This window comes from Paenibacillus polymyxa, assembly GCF_001719045.1.
Taxonomy (GTDB): domain Bacteria; phylum Bacillota; class Bacilli; order Paenibacillales; family Paenibacillaceae; genus Paenibacillus; species Paenibacillus polymyxa_B.
The window spans coordinates 4693359-4714831 of record NZ_CP015423.1 but is presented as its reverse complement, the minus strand read 5'-3'; the positions used below and the strand labels follow the sequence as shown (position 1 = coordinate 4714831).

19 protein-coding genes, 2 tRNA genes and 1 pseudogene are annotated in these 21473 nt (G+C 45.9%); 5 read left to right on the top strand and 17 right to left on the bottom strand.

Features of this window, described 5'->3' with window-relative positions; genetic code table 11:
• Nucleotides 1-118: 118 nt before the first annotated feature.
• A complete protein-coding gene (locus AOU00_RS21310) occupies nucleotides 119-1006 on the top strand; it encodes a LysR family transcriptional regulator (protein ID WP_061828664.1) in 888 nt (295 codons plus the stop codon).
• Between the two features lie 184 nt (nucleotides 1007-1190).
• On the opposite strand, the gene AOU00_RS21305 is transcribed toward AOU00_RS21310, so the two are convergent.
• The 4 genes from AOU00_RS21305 to AOU00_RS21295 all read right to left on the bottom strand — a co-directional run bounded on the left by AOU00_RS21305 (nucleotide 1191) and on the right by AOU00_RS21295 (nucleotide 6106).
• Entirely contained in the window at nucleotides 1191-2885 is a 1695-nt protein-coding gene (locus AOU00_RS21305) for a methyl-accepting chemotaxis protein (RefSeq protein WP_061828665.1), read from the bottom strand.
• 352 nt (nucleotides 2886-3237) lie between these two features.
• The gene (locus AOU00_RS27230; RefSeq protein ID WP_237166219.1) at nucleotides 3238-4209 is read right to left on the bottom strand and encodes an ABC transporter substrate-binding protein; all 972 of its coding nucleotides are present in this window, start codon (nucleotides 4207-4209) and stop codon (nucleotides 3238-3240) included.
• Nucleotides 4151-4858 carry an AraC family transcriptional regulator gene (locus tag AOU00_RS27225; protein WP_237166411.1) on the bottom strand — a complete coding sequence of 236 codons (708 nt, stop codon included), beginning with the start codon at nucleotides 4856-4858 and terminating at the stop codon, nucleotides 4151-4153. The genes AOU00_RS27230 and AOU00_RS27225 overlap by 59 nt, the downstream gene beginning before the upstream one ends.
• A gap of 369 nt (nucleotides 4859-5227) precedes the next feature.
• On the bottom strand, nucleotides 5228-6106 hold the full coding sequence (locus AOU00_RS21295) for a radical SAM/SPASM domain-containing protein (protein WP_061828666.1): 879 nt from the start codon (nucleotides 6104-6106) through the stop codon (nucleotides 5228-5230).
• Between the two features lie 228 nt (nucleotides 6107-6334).
• On the opposite strand from AOU00_RS21295, the gene AOU00_RS21290 reads away from it, so the two are divergent.
• The 3 genes and pseudogenes from AOU00_RS21290 to AOU00_RS27610 all read left to right on the top strand — a co-directional run.
• Nucleotides 6335-7090 carry a helix-turn-helix domain-containing protein gene (locus AOU00_RS21290; protein WP_155765260.1) on the top strand — a complete coding sequence of 252 codons (756 nt, stop codon included), beginning with the start codon at nucleotides 6335-6337 and terminating at the stop codon, nucleotides 7088-7090.
• Nucleotides 7091-7107: 17 nt separating this feature from the next.
• On the top strand, nucleotides 7108-7761 hold the full coding sequence (locus AOU00_RS21285) for a GNAT family N-acetyltransferase (RefSeq protein WP_069291608.1): 654 nt from the start codon (nucleotides 7108-7110) through the stop codon (nucleotides 7759-7761).
• A pseudogene (locus AOU00_RS27610) lies at nucleotides 7758-8756 on the top strand (alpha/beta hydrolase family protein); the annotation flags it as partial. The gene AOU00_RS21285 and the pseudogene AOU00_RS27610, both read left to right, overlap by 4 nt.
• Before the next feature lie 87 nt (nucleotides 8757-8843).
• Here the strand turns inward: AOU00_RS27610 and AOU00_RS21275 are convergent.
• From AOU00_RS21275 to nrdR, 3 genes are all read right to left on the bottom strand, one after another.
• Nucleotides 8844-8916 (bottom strand) — tRNA-Lys (locus tag AOU00_RS21275).
• 12 nt (nucleotides 8917-8928) lie between these two features.
• A tRNA-Ala gene (locus AOU00_RS21270) sits at nucleotides 8929-9004 on the bottom strand.
• A gap of 131 nt (nucleotides 9005-9135) precedes the next feature.
• On the bottom strand, nucleotides 9136-9603 hold the full coding sequence (nrdR, locus tag AOU00_RS21265) for a transcriptional regulator NrdR (protein WP_013309614.1): 468 nt from the start codon (nucleotides 9601-9603) through the stop codon (nucleotides 9136-9138).
• Between the two features lie 105 nt (nucleotides 9604-9708).
• On the opposite strand from nrdR, the gene AOU00_RS21260 reads away from it, so the two are divergent.
• Nucleotides 9709-9933, top strand: a complete 225-nt coding sequence (locus tag AOU00_RS21260) for an alpha/beta-type small acid-soluble spore protein (protein WP_013309613.1) — start codon at nucleotides 9709-9711, stop codon at nucleotides 9931-9933.
• A gap of 118 nt (nucleotides 9934-10051) precedes the next feature.
• Here AOU00_RS21260 and AOU00_RS21255 read toward each other — a convergent pair whose 3' ends face one another.
• From AOU00_RS21255 to pnpS, 10 genes are all read right to left on the bottom strand, one after another.
• Entirely contained in the window at nucleotides 10052-10615 is a 564-nt protein-coding gene (locus AOU00_RS21255; protein ID WP_061828669.1) for a lytic transglycosylase domain-containing protein, read from the bottom strand.
• Nucleotides 10612-11208, bottom strand: a complete 597-nt coding sequence (coaE, locus tag AOU00_RS21250) for a dephospho-CoA kinase (RefSeq protein WP_061828670.1) — start codon at nucleotides 11206-11208, stop codon at nucleotides 10612-10614. The genes AOU00_RS21255 and coaE overlap by 4 nt, the downstream gene beginning before the upstream one ends.
• An 11-nt stretch (nucleotides 11209-11219) precedes the next feature.
• Entirely contained in the window at nucleotides 11220-12011 is a 792-nt protein-coding gene (locus AOU00_RS21245) for an MntP/YtaF family protein (protein ID WP_069291607.1), read from the bottom strand.
• Nucleotides 12012-12122: 111 nt separating this feature from the next.
• Nucleotides 12123-12953, bottom strand: coding sequence for a DNA-formamidopyrimidine glycosylase (gene mutM, locus AOU00_RS21240; RefSeq protein WP_061828672.1), 831 nt, complete (start codon nucleotides 12951-12953; stop codon nucleotides 12123-12125).
• Nucleotides 12954-13024: 71 nt separating this feature from the next.
• A complete protein-coding gene (gene polA, locus AOU00_RS21235; protein ID WP_069291606.1) occupies nucleotides 13025-15679 on the bottom strand; it encodes a DNA polymerase I in 2655 nt (884 codons plus the stop codon).
• Nucleotides 15680-15855: 176 nt separating this feature from the next.
• Nucleotides 15856-16515: a phosphate signaling complex protein PhoU gene (phoU, locus tag AOU00_RS21230; protein WP_025721993.1), complete on the bottom strand. Its 660-nt coding sequence runs from the start codon at nucleotides 16513-16515 to the stop codon at nucleotides 15856-15858.
• A gap of 39 nt (nucleotides 16516-16554) precedes the next feature.
• Complete coding sequence (gene pstB / locus AOU00_RS21225) at nucleotides 16555-17313, bottom strand: phosphate ABC transporter ATP-binding protein PstB (RefSeq protein ID WP_013309606.1); 759 nt, start codon at nucleotides 17311-17313, stop codon at nucleotides 16555-16557.
• Between the two features lie 127 nt (nucleotides 17314-17440).
• Nucleotides 17441-18565, bottom strand: coding sequence for a methyl-accepting chemotaxis protein (locus AOU00_RS21220; RefSeq protein WP_069291605.1), 1125 nt, complete (start codon nucleotides 18563-18565; stop codon nucleotides 17441-17443).
• Nucleotides 18566-18724: 159 nt separating this feature from the next.
• Nucleotides 18725-19456 (bottom strand): response regulator transcription factor, encoded by a 732-nt coding sequence (locus tag AOU00_RS21215; RefSeq protein ID WP_013309604.1) that lies wholly within the window; start codon nucleotides 19454-19456, stop codon nucleotides 18725-18727.
• Nucleotides 19457-19584: 128 nt separating this feature from the next.
• Nucleotides 19585-21387, bottom strand: coding sequence for a two-component system histidine kinase PnpS (gene pnpS, locus AOU00_RS21210; protein ID WP_069291604.1), 1803 nt, complete (start codon nucleotides 21385-21387; stop codon nucleotides 19585-19587).
• Between the last annotated feature and the right edge of the window lie 86 nt (nucleotides 21388-21473).

The following is a 21473-nucleotide window of genomic DNA, read 5'->3' as shown; positions in this document are numbered from 1 at the left end:
CTCTCCTTTGGATTAACTTACAATTTGATTGTAAATGAATTATTATTATAAAAATAATATATGTTTTTGCTCTATTCATAATCTACATATATGAATCTGTCGGAAAGGAAGTATGGTCTTGAACCTGCATGCATTACGCTTATTTCACGTGGTCGCCTCTACAGGGAGTGTGACACGTGCCTCTGAACTTTTAAATATTAGTCAACCTGCGATTACTGCCCAGATTAAAAAATTTGAAAAAGAAATATCTCTCACACTGCTCATGCCGCTAGGAAGAGGGATTGCCTTAACGGATGCTGGTGAAAAACTTGCTGTACTCGCCAGACGGCTCTTTGCTGTCGAACAGCAAATCGAACAATTTTCACAAGATTATCGTGATGGAGCTCATGGTCATATCCGGCTAGCGGCTACTTATTTACCGGCTCATTTTCTCATTCCGGCCTGGATTGCAAAATTCAAACAACAATATGAACATGTTGAAATGACGATTAACACTACAAATTCCAACGATGCTTTGCAGCAGCTATTAAATATAGAAGTGGATTTGGCTATCTACGGAGGACTGCCTGAGCAGTACCCCGATACGATTCAGACTGAAGAATTATTTCGTGATGAGCTGTGGTTCGTGGTGGCTCCAGATCATCGGTATGCAAATCAGCAGGTTTCTTTATTGGAAATGATGCATGAACCCTTTGTTATGCGTGAAAAGGGGAGCTCGACACGGGAGAGATTATTTTCCTTATGTCGAACCTATAATGCCCCCGCCCCCCAGGTCACCCTAAACTTCACAGGGCTTCATGAGGCGATTACCGCAGTTATTGCCGGATATGGTGCCAACTTTGTGTCCTCACTGGTCGTGCGTGAATATGTAGAACGTGGCGAGCTGTGCCGGGTATACGTAGAAGACATCCAGCTTCTCAATTCAATCGCCATCTGTACCCGCAAAAACGAACCCCTATCTACCGCTACTCTAAATCTCATTCAACTCATACGTAACCATTCCTGATGAGCATTAGCCACCTGTGTACACTAGCGCTGTATTTTAAAATAACAAGAGCCACGACTGCGTGCAGTAACGATTACCATAAGCGACTGAGAGAATGCAATGGTAAAATCACTATAAAAAAACCGCCAAACACAGGGTTTACCCTCGTCTTTTAGCGGTTTATTTCTCTTTGAACCCCGAATATTTAAATCTTGAAGTTCTCCACAAGCACCTGAAGCTTCTCGGCAAGTGATGAGAGAAGCGCTGCGGAGGATTCCACTTCTTGCATGGCAGCAAGCTGTTGCTCCGAAGAGGCTGACAGGGACTTTGCCCCTTCAGCCGTATGGTTAGAGACCATTACGGTATTCTGAATGGCTTCAACGAGCCCTTCAGAGATCAGCGCCAGATCCCGAACTGTGGCTGATATTTGCTCGCTTTGGGAAGACATATCGGAGATGGAGACCTCGATCTCGGAGAAGGAGCGTCCGGCTGATATGATCAACTCTTTGCCCTGCATCATTTCGTCCGTGGAACGCTTCATAGTTTCTCCTGCCTTGTCCATTTGGGCGATAATCAGACTGATCAGCTCGCTGATTTGTGTGGCAGAATTGGCAGAACGTTCGGCCAGCTTGCGGACAGAGCCAGCGACAACGGCAAACCCCTGACCTTCTTCTCCGGCGCGCGCAGCTTCTATCGCTGCATTCAAAGACAGCAAGTTGGTCTCCTCGGCGATGCTGGCGATGGTGCCGACAATGTTCTCAATTTCCTTAGAGTGGCTGCCAAGCGTATGAATAATGCTTGAGAGATCGCCGATGCTTTCGCTGACAACTCCCATTTGGGAGGTGGTGGAATCCATCGATTCCCGGCCAAGACGTGCTTTCTGGACATTATCCGCGGCCTTGTTCATTGCGATGTCTGCATTGCTGGCAATATCGCTGATGAAGCGTGACATATCCTGAACAGCTTTATAGCTTCCTTCCAGATTCTCCAGTTGGGTATGCGCCCCATCGGCCAACTCAATGGTAACATTCACGCTATGCTCTCCAGCACGGTTCGTTGCCTGTGCGCTGGCAGACAGCTCTTGAGAGGAAGAAGCGACCAGCATAGAGGTGTCATTGACCTGAGTAATCAGGTTGCGCAGGTTCATTGTCATATCGTTGAAGTCGCGGGCCAGCGTCCCGATTTCATCCTTGCTTTTGAAAAGAAGCGGTTCATGAGTAAGGTTGCCCTTGGTTATGGTATTCACAGAGGCTGACAGCTTGGTAAGCGGACTTACCATATGGCGAATCAACAGGTAAACAACAAGGATAGCCACGATGAAAATGGAGCCGCCAATAATAAAGGGCTGAACAATAATATCCAACGTCCGTTCCTGAATTAACGAACCGTCAAAATTGATGGCCATCAGTGCAACAATGGGCTTGGTGGGATCATGGTCCTGATAAATGGGGCCATATCCGGTTTTGAGCGAGGTTCCTTCATATGTATAAACCTTGGAATATGCTGAATGCTTCATGGTAGTTATCATTTTTTTGTCTTCGTCTGTGAAGTAGAAGGAATCGCCAGCTTGATAGCCTCTTTGCTTGAAGTTGGCATCGGCGGCCAGAATTTTTCCATCCAAGGAGATAATGAAAGCCTCTTTAAAAATAGGCTTATGTGCTACAATCCAGCCGATCCGGTTTTCAATGGCAGCAAGTTTGCTGTTATCTCCACTGACCAGAGCCGATATATCCGCAGGATCTATAAGGCCAGTCGTAATATTGGCGCAACCCACCAGCTCGATCCCAGCAGCTTCATCCACTTGATGATAAGCGGTACGATATCCGAAGTATCCAATGGAGGAACCTACGAGAAGCAGTATGATGAACATCATCCAGGTTAATTTTGTTGCCAGCTTCATTATTTGAACCACCAATCCTGACTCTAATAAATTTTTGTGACCATCCGTTTTCACTGCTACGATTATAGCCTATCAACACTTCCTATAATATGGCATTCCAGTGTCGGAATATGTCGTTTTTTGTGAGAATAGTCACTGTTTTTTGTAAACGGGAGCGTTGCAGCGAACGGCCGTCATTAATGGCGCGGTAACGACTACCATAAGCGACTGAGGTGAGAGAGTGCCCTCTGTTAAATTACGACAAAAAAACTGCTAAACACAGAGGTTTACCCTCGTTTTTAGCAGTTTATTTTTCTATATATCATGTGTTTCATCGGTAACGTATTTTCGATTTTTATAGCTGTATTCAGCTTTATTTTTTGTGGGCTAATAAGAGATTAACTATCGTATCCAATTGAAGTTCCAATGAATAAGGATCTTCCATCACAAACTCATCCTCTTTATCGCTGAATGAACCGTACATATAAACCCGTCCTTTTTTTACAGCCGGAAGGTCTTTCCATAGCTCACTATGCAGAATCTGATTAGCCCCTTCATCTTCTGAACCGTATACAAAGATGTGATCTCCCATATACTCGGGTAAAACCTCAAGCGAAATATTTTCAAAACCTTCTTTCATGTTCAATGCCTTTTTGGTAGGTGGCAGCTTTAGCATCTGATAAATGGTCGGACTTCCGTAATTGCCGCCTTTCGCTGCCAAAACATATATCGATTTATTGGCGATTTGTACAATTGAAACCGTCTCTCCGTCCTTAACGATACCTTGAATTTTCGTTCTGGCCTCTGCAGCTTTCTTCTCGTATTCAGTAATCCACTGCTCGGCTTCTTTCTGCTTGCCAAAGATTTCACTGATTCTACGGAATTTATCCAGTGGCCCCGCTGTAGATTCGCCCTCCCAATACGGCAAGAACACAGTCGTTCCCACCTTTTGGTAGCTGTCGATGTTCTTTTCGATTGAACCGATAATTAAATCCGGTTGCAGAACGGTCAGTTCCTCTAAATCCATAGGAAAATCACCGAGATCCTTGATTCCGGCCAACTTCTCTTTGGGATATCCCGATCGATCAATCCAAGCCTCATTCAGCATATAGCTTCTGACCCCCACCGGAATAATCCCCAGCTTCAAAAGATGCCCCATATACTGATCCGATGCCACTCGTTTCGGGTTTGCAGGTACTTCCACATCGCCTTTTAATGTCTTAACCGTTCTTGTCTGTGCTTGCACTGCCGCTTGTCCATCGCTGTTGGATGATGTCGCTGTATGATTAGCCTTCGTTTGCGAGCTTCCATTTGTATTCGTCGGAGCCGAGCAAGCTCCCAGCATCAATGATAAACACAACATAATCATCATGACCGTTATTTTGACTCTTCCGTGCATGAATAAAAGTGGCGTCCGTCTGCATTAGCAGTTCTGCCGCTCGATCTGCTCTTACTTGGCCCAAGTAATGAATCGGACTGGTATGCATTTTACTTTTGAACAACCTTGATAAATGTCCAGTACTGCATTCCAGCTCCTCCGCAATGGAATCAAGTGTCATAGGCCGACTAAAATGCTCACGCATATAGACTACAGCCTGCGATACAAGGTCGGGCTTAAGAGGTTCGATGCCCTGCCCATACAACTGCTGCAACAACTCATATACAAATTGATGAAATAAGGCTTTAACATGCAGTTTGCCAAGTTCAGAAGCTTCACGCCATTCTTGCTCCAACAGCTTCACTTGATCGTACAGGGGCAGCGGGTAATGAGGTGCGAAAGCATACTGATTCTGAAAGGGATTTTCCTTTTCCAGCAATTGTGCAATCTCTTTACGACTAGGCAGGGCCAACGTTGCCTTGTACAAAATGATGAAATATTCAAGCCCCTCTTCCGCCAGGATACTCAGGCACATTCCTTTTCCGCCATGCAGTACATAGAAACGCTCTACCCTGTGAATACTGTTATCCAACCGTACCCGTGCGCTTCCACGCACAGCATACAAGAACGCACTAACAGGAAGTCGATAGGTTCGTAGCTCCTCCCCTTTTTCGATCTTCTAATGACGAACATCCATCACCTGTATAAAAACATGATTCCACAGCAAAATGTGATCGTTCAACTTCATTACTACTGCTCAGCCTCCATCCAAACCGTTCCTTCACTTCTTATTCCGCTCTATCAGAATTAAATTTATTATAATTGATAATCATTCTCACAAGCAATCGATTGTATCTAACTTCCTCTGAACAGTTCAAAACCATTGATTATGTATGTATATATCAAAATATAAGTAAAAAAGCCCTGCAAAAGGGCCATCTTTCTTGCGATTCGTTCTACTGTTGATTAGAGCTCACCTGTATGATTATGTTCCAAATCGTTTGCGGTACCCGCATTTTCGGCATAACTCTTCTACCGCTTCTCTCTTGGAGAATCCGAAGTACAGACGGTTTGCACGCTCCCCTTCCACAATGTCGGAAAAAGATTGTTCGTGGACGTTACCTAAATTAATGACACCTTCTCCATCAAGACAGCAAGGGACCACTGTTCCATCCACCAATACCGCCGCCTGGCTACGGAGTGCATGGCAAAAGCCTTTTCCGTCATCTTCCGGGGCACTGAGGCTCGGCCATTCAAATTCATGGTCCTGATTCAAATAAACATTTGGTGCGATTTTGACCCCACTGCCCGGTATCACCTTTTCCTCAATCCGATAGTCCAGTCCAAACTCTTGCTCCAGTCGTTCAAGCGTTTCCCGGTTGCGCTGACGCTGCACATTAGTCAAATTATCCTGAGTCAGGTTCCAGAGACGGAACGAAATAATGACATTGTGTTTCACCGCTTCTCTTACAAACGTGAAAATATTACCCAAATATCCTTCTCGATCCACGGAGCCTTCATGCCCGTCAAAACTGTGGAGAGAGAAGTTCATCTGACGCAGCGCTGGCTGCCCAAGCAGCTTATGTCCGGTCTTCGGCAGCAAGGTACCATTGGTGGTTATATTGACCTTCAAGCCTTTCTCATGAGCACTTTCCAGCAAAAGATCAATTTTCGGATGGAGCAACGGCTCTCCTTTTACATGCAAATAGATGTAATCCGTATGTGGTTTGACCTGATCAAGCACATTTCGAAAGACTTCCGGATCAATAAATTTTTTGACACGCTGTGTTTGAGGACAAAAGCTACATGCAAGATTGCAAATGCTCGTTATCTCAATGTATACCTTTTTAAAAGTTTTCAACATGATTTCCCCATTCTAACCTTCATCCTGAGCATCTTGTTTATGCTCACTAATCTTATGATTATAACGGGTTATCACCGACAGGTAAACTCTCCAGCCTCCCCTTGGTGTGGGCATCAAATGCTCGACACCTATGCCTATCCAAGATTTGATTTGATATTTTCTATTGACCTTAAGTCTGACCTAAGGTTTATAGTGGAGTTATTCAACTATCAGTAAGGAGTCCTGTCATTGAAAGAACACATTACGATCAGCCAGCTTGCTCAGCTCATGAATGTATCTGTACATCAACTGCGATATTTTGAAGAAAAGGGAATCCTGTATCCATCACATACAGAAGAAAATCAATATCGGATGTACGGGCTTCATGAGATTTATCAGCTTTCGCATATTTTATTATTACGCAAATTAAACGTCCCTGTCGGCCAGATTCTAGAATGTATGACTTCCTATGCTGCCGATGATTATAACCGGCTTTTAGAGCATTCGTTGCAGAAGGTACAGGCTGAAATAGCTAACTTGAAAATGCATGAACAGTTTATTCACAAAGTGCTAGAAGAACATGATAGCCTGACTCAGCGAAATGATGAATATCAGGTAAAACGATTAGGTCCCCGTCATTTAAAGCTATGGTTTACATTGGAGAATGGTCAAGAGCTTACTGCCGGAAACTTATTTAAACATCGCCCTGCCCCACCTCGATTATTTGAAAATGACCTGCATTACTTGTCTGATGCCGGACAGGTGAAGCTGTGTTATGAAACGGTGGATGTGGCTGACTATATTCTGGAAGAAGGCAGCTATCTTTATAAGCATCTTTCCGTCATTGAAGAGCCTGAGATTGATTATGAAATCAAACAATTGGAACGATATGTAGCTCATCACCAATATAACTGCCAAAGCAAGATTGTCCTAGTAGAAAAATCTTATCTTTCGATGTTCGACAGCAATAAGCTGCAATACGAAATTCAGGTTAAAGTAGAATAAATCTTGGAGGGCGTTACATGAGTGCAAAATCCTTTGACATTGTTGCATACCAGAAACAAGACCATGAAGCTGTTTGCAGTCTTTTAGTTGAATCGTTTAAAGCAAAATTTCAATCTCTTGTTACACTGGAGGATCAAGCTATACAGCAGTTGTTAATGCAGGTTTGGGTTCAAAATCCTTATTCTACATCTATGAAACAATTTGTAGCCAAAGAAAACGAAGAAGTTATCGGTGTTCTTTCTCTTAAATGGAAACCCTCCTCCTCTTCACTTCCTGAAACAACCCCCATTTCTTTGGCTCCGCTCATAAAACAGTTTGGTTGCTTTAATATATTTAAATTTTTGACAGGTATGCATGCGCTGGAGTATCCCCCCGCTGCAGATGAGTGTTACATTGATCATCTGGCAATTCGTTCAAGTCATCGTAACCAGGGAATAGGACGCCGTCTTCTAGCTTTCGCACAGCAATTTACGGTTGAATCTGGTTTTCATACATTGACGCTTCATGTAGCGCATAAGAACCAAGGGGCTATCCGTTTGTATCACAAACTGGCGTTTGAAGTAGAACAATCCAAGTATAATGGGTTACGGCATTTTTGGTTCAAGGAGCCTGTATGGCATCTGATGAGTTGGAAAGGAACGAAATTGCAATCGAGGAGAGAGCACCATTGAAAAAAACATTCAAGCTTACTTTGGATATTGCGGCAGCTCTGGCTGTTGCCTTGATACTCATTGTTCTATATCAAAATTCCTACAAGATGACAGAAGAAAAAATACAAATCACGACACCTAAAGGGCTGTTAACAGGTACATTAGCTTTGCCTAAGAACTACTCGGAAAAGGTTGGATTGGTTGTTTTTGTCCATGGGGATGGTCCTATTAATGACACATATGATGATGGATACAAACCACTGTGGGAAAAGTTCGCCTCCAAGGGTTATGCCTCCCTGTCATTGAATAAGCCCGGTATTAATAGTGCCCCTGGCAATTGGCTGGATCAAAGCATGGAGGACCGCGCACAGGAGATCCGATATGCAATAGACTGGGCGAGAACCTTGCCGATGATTGATACGCAAAAAATCGGCCTATGGGGAGCCAGTCAAGCAGGATGGGTCATTCCGAAGATCGTTAAAGAGGAACATGATATTGCATTCAGCATCCTTGTATCGCCTGCCGTGAACTGGATTTCCCAAGGACAATTTAATACCAGAAAAGAAATGGAGCAAGAAGGAGCTACTCCTCAAGAAATTCAAAAGACATTGAACTACGATCAAGAGATTCTACAGTTACTGAAAAAACATGCTTTTTACGAAGAATACCTAAGCATAGCCGATCCTGAGGATATGATCTCCAAAGAAAGATGGAGCTTTATAGGCAAAAATTTTCGGTCTGATTCCACCGAAGAATTAAGTCACTTCCATTCTCCTGTACTCTTGGTTCTGGCTGGCAAAGATATTAATGTTGATGTAAAGGATACCGAGCGAGTCTACCGCCAGAAAATACCCGCAGAGCTACTGTCCGTGATTCATTTACCTGAAGCCGACCATTCCATGATGGATGAAAAAATCGCGCGTTCAAAATCTCTAACTTTTTTAACAGCCGTATTCGCCCCAAGAAAATTGGTGAATGACGAGTATCTCAAAATCCTTGCCGATTATGTCAATCAATGGAAACCCCATAACTATTCTCGGTTAGACTGGGAAAAGATCTATAAACAACAAAAAAACGGCATCTCTGCCGTTTTTTCTAAAGGATGGACTCTCAGGGACTCGAACCCTGGACCAATTGATTAAGAGTCAACTGCTCTACCAACTGAGCTAAGAGTCCATAATAAAAGTTTGGTGGAGCCTAGGGGGATCGAACCCCTGACCTCATCGCTGCCAGCGATGCGCTCTCCCAGCTGAGCTAAGGCCCCATCGTAAGTAAGTTTTTTCAACGTTTCAAGCGACTTCTATATCATATAAAATTTTTATTCCTGTGTCAATACTTTTATAAAAAAAATATAATCATCTTCCCACTTTGTCCCAAGAAGGATACAGTCAGCGATCAGTCGCTGGCTGTATCTTTAGATAATAGTGTTTTCAGTTCCTTCATAAACATATTGATGTCTTTAAACTGACGATAGACGGAAGCAAAACGTACGTAGGCGACTTCATCCACTGGGTAAAGCTGTTCCATGACCAGCTCACCGATCTGCTGGCTATCCACTTCTGTGGCTGCTGTGTTGCGGATAGCGTTCTCTACCTGGGATACGATCATATCCAGTTGCTCGACGGATACTGGGCGCTTCTCGCAGGCCCGAATGAGACCGCGCAGCATTTTATCACGACTAAACTCTTCACGGCTGCCGTCTTTTTTGATAACCATGAGCGGGGTTTCCTCCACCATTTCAAAGGTGGTAAAACGCCTGGCACACTGTTCACATTCACGGCGACGACGGATGGACTTGTTATCATTCGCAGGTCGCGAATCCAACACTTTCGTGCCGTTGTAGGCACAATACGGACATTTCATAATCTCACCACTTTCTTTTTCCAATAAATTCCCGAAGATTCTTAGTAATAATTTTGTCAAAACGGATCATAATATGTTTACCATATCGCGAGGAGGTGAACAACAATGGCACAAGGAAACAATGGCAACTCCAACAATCTGGTAGTCAGCAGATCCTCCGGCGCTCTGGAGCAAATGAAATATGAAATCGCTCAAGAGCTGGGTATCAGCATTCCTCAAGATGGTTACCAAGGTAACATGACTTCCTATGAGAACGGTTCGATCGGGGGCTACATCACAAAACGCCTCGTAACGATCGCCGAACAACAATTGGCAGGTCAATACCAATAATCGCGGTAATAATGCAGAAATAACAAGATAAAGTGTATGGATGGGCTGCTAAAAACAGCCTGTCCTGCGCTTTTTTCATTTTAAAGCGAAAAGGCTCATCATGTCATTAACTTGTCATTTAAAAATCATTATAAATTTTCGTGTATTGCCTGTAGTAATAAATGACCCGCTGTACATAATGTCGTGTCTCACCAAAAGGGATTTGCTTAATGGACTCTTCTTTTCCATCCCACACTCCCTTATCCAGCCACTCTTGAACTTTACCCGGCCCTGCATTGTAAGCAGCTACGATTGCTACAGGATTATCCTGAAACTTTATGGATAGGTTATGCAAATACCAGGTTCCCAGCTCAATATTGGTGCCAGGCTCGTGCTTGACACTGTCCAGCGGAACCTTTTGAATCTGGGCGCTGTCCATAATCCAATTTGCCGTATTCGGCATAATCTGCATCAGGCCCAGTGCACCCTTATGCGACTGCTTGCTGGTTTTAAAATTGGTTTCTACACGGATAATAGACGCCACCAAAAATGGGTCCACTTCATACGTTTGTGAATACTGCCGAATCTCATCCTTATATTGAATTGGATAAAACCAGGACATCCAATTTGAATTAAGGAACAGGATCAGGACAAACCCGACAAACAAAGTGAGCAGGACTCTTTTCTTTCGCAAAATATTCATGCAAGTCCCTTCCGCTGCCAAAATTGATCAATTTGTCGCTTCGTCTCAGTCTGTGTTCCGCTATTATCGATAACGATATCGGCCAAGCTTTTCTTTTGTTCAATATCCATTTGTGCGGACAGCCTAAGTCCAGCTTGCTCCTCCGTCAGACCGTCTCTGAGCATCAGACGCTGGAGCTGAATATCACGTGGTACGTACACAACCATAATTTCCTCGTACAAGCTCTCCAGCCCGGACTCGTACAGTAACGGGATATCTGCCAAAACAAGCTTGTCCGGCTGTTCCCGTTCATATGCTTCCATGCGCATACGCATTTCCTCACGAATAGCAGGATGTGTAATATCGTTAAGTGCCTGCCGCTGGGCAGGGTCTCCGAATACAATCTCACCCAGTTTTTTGCGGTGCAGGGTTCCGTCATTGTTCACTATAGCTTGTCCAAAATGCTGTATGACCGCCGCCAGCACCGGATGCCCCGGAAGCATGACTTCCCGGGCAATGGCATCTGCGTCGATCAGCAGCGCACCTTTGGCGACCAAAAGAGCCGACACGGTGCTTTTTCCGGTAGCAATACCTCCGGTTAATCCGATATTCATGCTCTTTCACCTCATAACAGCTTCAATATGCCCATCATAATCAGTAATAATGCCGGCAATACACCCAGCGCCTTCATAAATCGAAATGCTGATAGAAAGAAGCCTGCCTTCATCCCTGCAATTAAAAATGTTCCACTGAATAACGTAATAGCCAGCGCAGTAGACAGTGGTTGAAAACCAAGCATAGCTGCCCCGAGTCCCGCTCCGAACGCATCGACCGATAATGCAATGCCCAGCCAAACCGCTTCGGTAGCAGATATACTGCCGGAACGGTCCATATCCGCAGCAGACGGACTTCGAAGAATCCGAATAACAAGTCCCCATTTGCGGAACTCCAGAGAAAATAGCGTTCGCTCCTGCTGCTCCACAGAAGCTTCTGCCGACAGATCTTTTCTTGAGCTAAGGAAAGACTCTGTATCAGCATCCTCTATACTCTTCTTCTCTCCAAGAACAGATCTGCTCACTGGATCAGTCTGTTCTGTAAGAAGCAGCCGCCGAGAGGCTTCCGCTGAATCCTCTGGCGAATCCTCTTTGCGGTGCAGAGCTTGAATCAAAGAGTAACAGCCGATACAGATCAGGATGACAGCGCCGAAAACGGTCGTATATACAGGAGACAGAACATGAGATAGTAATGCGCCCAATTGCATGGATATGCCGATCACCAAACCTGAACATACGGAGATGATAGCAATCGACAACAGTGGAATTTTCATTTTGCGCAGACCATATGTAACACCGACTCCGAAACTGTCCAAACTTAGCGCAAATGCCAGTAACAGCAGGGCTCCCCAATGATTAGCCACTCCAATTCCCTCCCATTGCGAAGGCAGGGCCTTATAACAACCGAAACCCTCCGCAGTATTGGTACTTGGAACAATATATGAGAGGGATGGGCTTGGGGTGACTGTGCCTGTTTAGCGCAGAGGCTGGCAGACCGGACAATGATGTGTGCCACGTCCGGCTACGACAGATTTTTCGATCAATGTGCCACAGTTAACACAAGGCTTCGCGTTACGTCCATAGATTTGCAATTGATGCTGGAAGTCGCCCGTTTTACCCTGTCCATTAACGAACGATTTAATGGACGAGCCTCCAACCTGAATCGACGCACCCAGCGTGGAGACAATAGCTTCATGCAAGACATGAAATTGGCTATCCGTTAGGCTTTTGGCTGGCTGTGCTGGATGAATCCCCGCCTTAAACAACGATTCATCTACATAAATATTCCCAATGCCCACCACATATGACTGGTTTAACAGCGCTGCCTTGATCGAAGTCGAACGAGTTCCAACAGCGACACGCAGCATTTCGGGTGTAAAGGCCTCGTCCATCGGTTCCAAACCGAGCTTGTTCAGCGGCTTTTCCAGCAAATCCTGTCCTGCCGGAAATAAGTGCATTGTGCCAAACTGGCGCACATCCTGATAACGCAGCTCCGTACCATCTTTAAAATGAAAGATGACATGGGTATGCTTTTCCACAGGATCATGTTGCGAATACAATCCATATCGCCCTTCCATTCGAAGATGGGAGACCAGCACCAGCCCGTCCAGCAAAATCCGCAGAAACTTTCCGCGTCTCTCAACCCCTGTAATCCGGTGATCGGCCAATTCCATCGCAAAAGCGTGGATATCATCGGGCCGTTGAATGATCCGCGGCAAATTAACGGTGACATGATCTATATGTTTATCAACGATAAGCTCGTTTAGCGTTCGTTTAATGGTTTCTACTTCCGGTAATTCCGGCATGATGTCTTCACCTCACCCTATATTATAACGGAAGCAGCGTCAAATTGGGACTATCTACTCATTGAAATATATTACTTGGCCTCATACCAATTGCTGCCATAGCTTACTTCGGCTTTGAGCGGCACAGCCAGCTTTAATGCGGCTTCCATGGTAGCCGGGACAAGCTCTTTCATCGTTTCCATTTCCTCAGGCGGAACCTCGAACACAAGCTCATCATGTACTTGGAGCAGCATTCTGCTGCGAAGTTTACGTTCACGTAAGGCCTCATCCATCTGTACCATCGCCAACTTGATAATATCGGCTGCGGTACCTTGAATCGGCGTATTCATCGCTGTACGCTCAGCGAATGAACGCAGGTTGAAATTGCTGGCGTTAATCTCCGGCAAATAGCGTCTGCGTTCCAACAGCGTTTTTACGTAGCCGTCCCGCTTCGCATCCTTCACAATATCATCCATGTAACGGCGAACGCCTTGGAACACATCAAAATACTGGTCGATAAAACGAGCCGCTTCCTTCCGCGTAATATTCAAATTTTGTGACAGACCATAATCACTGATCCCATAGACAATCCCAAAGTTGACTGCCTTCGCAGAACGCCGCATATTGGAGTCCACATCTTCCGCTGCTACCCCAAACACATCGGATGCGGTCTTGGTATGGATGTCCATATCGTGGACAAAGGCCTCCTTCAAACGTTCATCATCCGAAATATCAGCCAGCACCCGCAGCTCGATCTGTGAGTAGTCTGCCGCCAAAATAGACCAGCCCGGTTCGGACGGAACAAATACTTTGCGGATTTTGCGACCCTCTTCAAGACGAATCGGAATGTTTTGCAAATTCGGAAATTGACTGCTCAAGCGTCCAGTTGCTGCAACCGTCTGCCGGAAATACGTATGCACCTTACCCGTTTTCTCCGAAATTTCTTTCAGCAATCCTTCGACATACGTCGATTGGAGTTTGGCAATGGTGCGGTACTGCAAAATATTTTGCACAATATCATGATAGGGGGCCAGCTTTTCCAATACCTCCGCATCGGTCGAGTACCCCGTTTTCGTCTTTTTAATGACAGGTAAACCCAGTCTATCAAACAAAATCTCACCCAACTGCTTGGGCGAATTCAGATTGAACTCTACACCGGCAATGCTGTAGATTTCACCCACCAATGTTGCAATCTGGGCTTCAAATTCTTTCCCCAAAGCGCGCAGTTCTTCTACGTTCACCAAAATGCCCTGCTTCTCCATATCCGCCAAAATGCGGGACAACGGCATCTCCAGCTCATGAAACAGCTTGTGCATTTCCGTTTTTTCCAGCTCCGCCTGCTGTACAGGCACCAAAGCTTCAATCACCGCTGCCTTACGCGCCACATGATCGGACAGTACATCCACGTCAGGGACTTTATATTTAGCTCCTTTACCGAACACTTCTTCGTCTGGACGGATCGAAGACAAACCATATTTGGCTGCCAATCCGCTCAATGTCTGGTTTGCATCGGTCGGGTCCAGCAAGTACCCTGCCAGTTGCACATCAAACTCGGCCCCTGCAAACTCAATTCCATGCCAGTGTAAAGCCAAATCCGTACGATGCAGATCATGACCACGTTTTTTGCGTTCAGGGTCAGCAAGCCATTCGCGAATAGATGAAGCTGCATCGCTTTGCAGTACATCCAGCGTCATAAAATACTGCTGCCCCGTTGCAGCGAATATCAGACCTACGATGTCAGCATGATGCGGATTATCACCATGCGTCTCTACATGCAGCACATCCACATGATCCAACACTTCTACCAATTCGCTAATCCGCTGCTCATCCAGCACTGTTACGTCAGCCGCGGCTTCCTCTACGTCTACCCCAGTACTGCCAACCTCACCTGAAAAGGATAAACGCTCCAGCAAGGACTTGAACTCTAGCTTCGCCAGAGCTGGCCCGGCCGTTTCTGCCTGCAGCCCACCAAAGGCCACATCTTCCAGCTGCTTGTCCAACGTTACATCCCGATAAATGGTCGCCAAATCTTTGCTCATTCGCGCATCGTCAGCATGTGTCTCAACGCGTTCTTTCATTTTGCCCTTCAGCTCATTCGTGTGCGCCAGCACTTCTTCAACTGAACCGTATTGATGCAGCAGCTTGAGCGCTGTTTTTTCACCCACGCCGGGAATACCAGGAATATTGTCCGACGTATCGCCCATCAGACCCTTAAGGTCAATAATTTGCAGCGGCTTCAGGCCATATCGTTCCTGAATTTGCTCAGGTCCATACGTCTCCACCTCAGTAACCCCTTTGCGGGTCAAGCCGACTGTGACATGATCTGAAGCCAATTGAAGCATATCCTTGTCCCCGGTCACGACCAGCACATTGAAACCGGCTTCGTCCGCTGTCTTGGAGAGGGTGCCTATAATATCGTCCGCCTCATAGCCATCCAGTTCAAACTGAGCAATGCCAAAAGCGGTCAATAGCTCTTTCAGCAACGGAAATTGCTGGGACAGCTCTGGCGGTGTTTTCTCCCGTCCACCTTTGTAATCCTCGTATCCTTTATGGCGAAACGTTATTTTACCAGCATCGAAGGCAACCAGAATATGTGTTGGTTTGTGCTCCTCCAAGAGCCGCAATAACATCGTCGTAAATCCGTACACCGCGTTCGTCTGCTGCCCGCTCGAATTCGTTAACGGTGGCATAGCAAAAAACGCCCGGTAAATGATACTGTTACCATCTATAAGCATGAGTTTATCCATTTAGCACCTCGCAAGTTCATCAATGCATCGTAACGTTCTTACGTTTTACGCATTCCTCTTCCTATCTTAACATACAAGACTCCTTTTTCAGAAAAAAACGGCTGCTTCCTAACCAAATTTGCCTTTTGCTCAAAGACAAGTCTGGGTCAGAAACAACCGCTATATACCTGAAAGCTCTACTGGTTCAAATCTGGTCTCTCCCCTGTCACGAGATATACAGTGCTTTCACCGATATTCGTAGCATGGTCACCAATTCGTTCAATGTATCGTCCTACAAGCAACTGCAGCATGGCTTGTGAAGCCTCTGCCGGCTTTTCTACCATAAAGGCATACAGATCGCTGATCATGTGGCTATACATGGAATCCACACGATCATCCTCTTTGGCCATTTTGTAGGCCAGATCTGTATTTTCATCCAAATAGGACTTGATCGCATCATCTATCATTTCTTTAACAATGGAAGCCATGTGCGGAATATCCACCAGCGGCTTAATGATCTGCTGCCCTTCCAAGCGAAGTGTCACCTTGGCAATATCAAGCGCCAAATCGCCCATTCGTTCCAGATCACTGGAAATTTTAAATGCAACAATGATCCGGCGCAAATCCTTCGCTACCGGCTGCTGGGTAATAATGAGCTTGGAACCCATATCGAGAATATTCTCTTCCAGCGTATTGAGGGATGCATCATTTTTGACCACCTGCTGAGCCAATTCTGTATTTTTGGTCTGCAAACATTCAATGGCCTGATCGAGCGCCTTCGAAACGTGTGCACCCATTTCGCGCAGTACGGCTCTCAGTTCATCTAACCCTTCATCAAAACCTTTTCTACGTATCATTTCGAAGTCACCCCTTCTGGCATATTCATCTGGTAGGCTTTAGCCAAATCGCCCTGAAATATAATCTTCTGTACGTGAATCTTGCGGCGTGGAAAACATTGTCTCTGTATCCGCTGCTTCCACCACAACACCATTCAAAAAGAACGCAGTTCGACCGGACACACGGGCTGCCTGATGCATGTTATGCGTCACCATGACAATGGTATACGTGTCTCGCAATTCCTGAACCAGTTCTTCAATTTTCATCGTGGAGATCGGATCCAGCGCAGATGTCGCCTCGTCCATAAGCAAAATATCTGGCTGTACAGCAAGCGCCCGGGCAATGCACAACCGTTGCTGTTGTCCACCGGATAAACTCAGAGCAGAACGCTTCAGAAAATCCTTGACCTCTTCCCAGAGTGCCGCCTGCCGCAGGCTTTGCTCAACCAATTCGTCCAACTTGTCCTTTTGCCGAATTCCATGCAGACGCGGGCCGTAGGCCACGTTATCATAAATGGATTTGGGAAATGGGTTAGGCTGTTGAAAAACCATTCCCACCTGCTTACGCAGAGTTTCTACTTCCATAGTATCGCCGTATATATCCTGACCTGCGATACTCACAGTGCCTTCAATACGCGTTCCCGGTATCATGTCATTCATCCGGTTCAGCGTACGCAGCAGGGTTGATTTGCCGCAGCCGGACGGGCCGATGAAGGCAGTTACCGTTTTTTCAGGAATATCGAGGTTTATATGTTTCAGCGCGTGAAATTTCTCATAATATAAATTCAGCTTATCAATCCGGATTACGGAATCATTCATGGATTTATGATCTCCTTCGTGTTGCAGTTATGATCCTCAAGCATTGCACCTGATTTGCACAATATGAAGATTATATAAGCTGTGTGTAAATTTAGTGTGGTGGATTTGTTAACGGTATGTAAAATGATCAAGAACTTAGCATGAGCTCAAGCTCCTGCGCAATTTCGGATGCATTCAAAGCCGCTTCCTCTGCGGAACGGGACATTTCGCTGTTTTTGGCTTCAATTTCATTGACAGCCCGCAGTAGTTTGGCAAAAGTTTGTGTTCCGGCAGATATATATTGAGAGCCTGTATGAATCTGCTGCATACTCGTATCCGTCAGTTCAGCGGTGTCACGCAGCATTTGCTCGATATGGGTGAGTAAGCCTGTAATCTGCGTGGAAAAGGCTTTCGTCTGGAGTGACATATTCCGCACCTCCTGAGACACAATCTGGAAGCCTCGTCCGTGTTCGCCAGCATGCGCCGCTTCAATGGACGCGTTGATCGCTAGCAGTCCGCTGTGATCTGCCAGTGCACGAATGGATGAGGCCATGCGCGCAATGTCATTCAGCGATTGGGTCAACGCCGTCATCTGCTCATGCTGGCGCTTCATTTGCTCCGTGACTGCACGATAGGAGAGCAAAACATCCTCCAGTTCTACTTTGCCACGACGGGATAATTCACTCATTGAGCGGGTTAGCCGCACACTGTCGTCGGCCTCTTTAGCTGCATCCAGCACAGTGAGCTGAATACGCTGGACTCCGTCATAGCTATGCCGAATCACATCGCCCCGCTCTTCGTCTGCTTCTCTTTGCATTCGCTGCACGACGGACAGGATATCACGAATCGTGAGTACGCCGAGTAACCGTGTTCCTTCCTTAATCAACACACAATCGTAAAAACGCTGATCTTCGCGCAGCATCGCCAGTTCCACAATGTCCGATGCCTGGCTTTTTAGATCCACAATTAATGTATCGGGGTCGGCAAATATGGCCGCAGGCTTATCATAGAACAACGCCGCAGCAAATCTGCCTGTAAAATGGCGATTGTACGCATCTCTCATAATAATGCCCAATGGAAGATCATTTTTATCCACAACAATGACACAAGGTATGTCTTCCTGTGTTTTCATAAGTGCTAACAATTCTTTACAAGACATATCCGTACCAATGATCGGAACCTCCCGGCATGGCACATAGGTAGTAATCGGCTTGTATGCTTCACGTTCAATCACGGCAGTGGAACTCGGCTGGGTCTTTGGTTCCGTTATCATCGTTCTGAAGTCCCCTTTTTTTAACTACTTGGAGTGACGGGAACATCATATCGGTCATTTGTTGATTCTAGCGTCTATTTTTGTTAATGAAATGTAAAATCACGAAATGGACACAAAAGTCGTCGGACACTTCCCTGGATAAAGAAAAACGCTCCTCATTTATAATAAATGAGAAGCGCTTCTTTTTTTATTTACAACCAGCTTGTACCCCACTCCACGGATCGAATCGATATGAACCGAGTCGGGATCCAGCTCCAACTTTTTACGTAAGGAACTGACGTGCACATCCACGGTTCGTTGACCGCCAATGTAGTCAAAACCCCAGACAGCATTCATCAGATCATCCCGAGTCAATACCACACCCGGCTTGCGGGACAAATAAAGAAGTACCTCAAATTCCTTTGGTCTGAGGCTGATGGACTGACCTCCAAGAATGACCTCATATTTCTCAGGGTAAATCTCTAGCTCGCCCAGTTGAATTTTGGAGCTATCTTTCTGATCAGACAGCACTCCTTCATCCCCGCCGGAAGTTCTTCGCAGCACAGCCGTTACACGGGCCAACAGCTCAGAAACGCCAAAAGGCTTCGTGATGTAATCATCTGCACCCGACTTCAGCCCTTGGACAACCTCGGCCTCGCCGTTTTTGGCCGTTAAAATAATGATAGGCGTTGTCAGCCCCTGATGGCGAAGTCTGCTCAGAATGTCCAGTCCGTTCATTCCCGGCAGCATCAAATCCAGCAGGATCAAATCGTAGGACTCTCTGGAGGCTTTTTCAAACCCTGCACTGCCATGATCCTCCGTGTCCACTTCGAAGCCTTCTTGTATCAAATTGTAGGATAGCAATCTGGCAAGCGTTGGTTCATCCTCAATAACCAGCAAGCGTTGTCCCATAAATAACTTCATCTCCTGTTTACCTGTTAAAGGCGCATTGGTCAAAATCCTGAAACCTTTTCCATACTCATGCGACACCCGTTTATTTTATCACGGCATTGTTAACAGAATGTAAAAAAGGTTATAGTTCATTCTTCCTGTTGCAATAGCGGTAATTCAACTGTAAATGTGGTACCCAATCCAAGCTCACTTTCCACCGAAAGGGTGCCATGATGCAAATCGATCAAGTGTTTGACGATCGACAATCCCAGTCCCGTTCCGCCAGAGTTACGCGAGCGTCCTTTGTCCACCCGGTAAAAGCGTTCAAAGATACGTGGCAGGTCCTTCTTTGGAATTCCAATACCTGTATCACTGACTGTAAATACGACCTTTTCCGTGTCATTCTCCCGCTGGATCGTTAAAACCTTAATCTTTACCTTGCCACCATCAAGTGTATAGTTGATACCATTAGACAAAAGGTTCAGGAAAATCTGCTGAAGCTTATCTTCATCTGCCTCCATAAACAGCTCATCCGGGATATCCATGTGCAGCGTAATTCTTTTTTTGGCAGCTACATTGTTCAGTTTTTCCAGCAATGATTCTATGAACGACGAAACGTGCACTGGCGAGCAATCCAGCGGAGAACGCTTGGATTCAATTTTGGATAGCTCCAAAATGTCACCGATCAGCCGATTCAATCGTTCGCTTTCATCATATATAATTTGCAAAAATGAACGGGCCGTCTCCTCATCTTTAACCCCGCCACCGAGTAACGTCTCGGCAAAACCCTTGACTGCGGCAATTGGTGTTTTTAGCTCATGAGAAACGTTTGCCACAAATTCGCTCCGCATATTTTCCAACCGTCGAATAGCCGTAATATCCTGTAAAAGGAACAGCATCCCCCGGTATCCGCCTTCATCCTCATACATCGGAACACCGTCTAGCAACACGAGTCTCTCCTCGGGATTGTACAAATGAACCTCACCATGCAGCCTTTCTCGGCTTTGTATGCTGCCCTCAATTAGCTTTGTGAGCTCATAGTGCTTCTTCAGCTCATGATACGGCTTGTCCGTAACCCGTTTACCCACGACACCGAGCATTCGCTCAGACTCACGGTTTACAAGCGCAATACACTCACTTGCATCAATCATTAGAATCCCGCCTGTCATATTACTCATGACGCTCTGGAGTAGATCCTCATTGTCACGTATCGTTTTCATTTGGTTTTGGAGACTGTCAGCCATACGATTAATGGCTTCCCCCAGTTGCCCTACTTCGTCCCGACGCTGCACACCAACCCTTGCGTCATAATCCAGTCCTGAAATGCGGTTGGCTACCCCTGTAATATGCTCAATAGGCGAGGTCAGACTGCGGGCAATACGATAGCTCACCAATCCAGCAGCAAGAAATAGCAACACGAGTCCAATCCCGATAGCCGTCCAGCCGCGGCGCACTCCCTCCTCCACCGCTTTCAGACTCATGGACAAACGGATATATCCGTCAAAGCCCTTGTCCGATACAACAGGCTCTGCAACGTATAGCATGTTCCGTTGCAAGGTTTCGCTGTAACGAATCGTGCGTCCGATTCTCTCTGTTGAGGCTTGCTGAATTTCTTCACGAGATGCGTGGTTTTCCATCTTACGCGGATCGCTTAACGAATCGCCAACCACCGTCCCGTCCTTGCGAATGAAGGTCACCCGCGATTCCGTCAGACGGGCAATTTCCTTCGCCTTTTGAGAATAATAAGATACATAATCCGTACTGGACAGGGCATCTGCATTCACAAAAGGGAATGTAGCGCGAAGCAGGTCGATCTCCCGTCCCATGTTCTCCTCTAGCACCTTCATATTCGAATTTTTAAAGATTTGTCCCATCGTGATTCCAGCAGCAAGGACAGATACGCCAATCAAAATCAGCATGATCAGGGTAAGCCTGAAACGAAACGATTTCATAAAATATGCCCATCCTTTATGTAAGTTAAGTCTCATTCTACAGGCTACCTGCATTATGTTCCACTGTGAAAAGAAAAAAGGCCAGG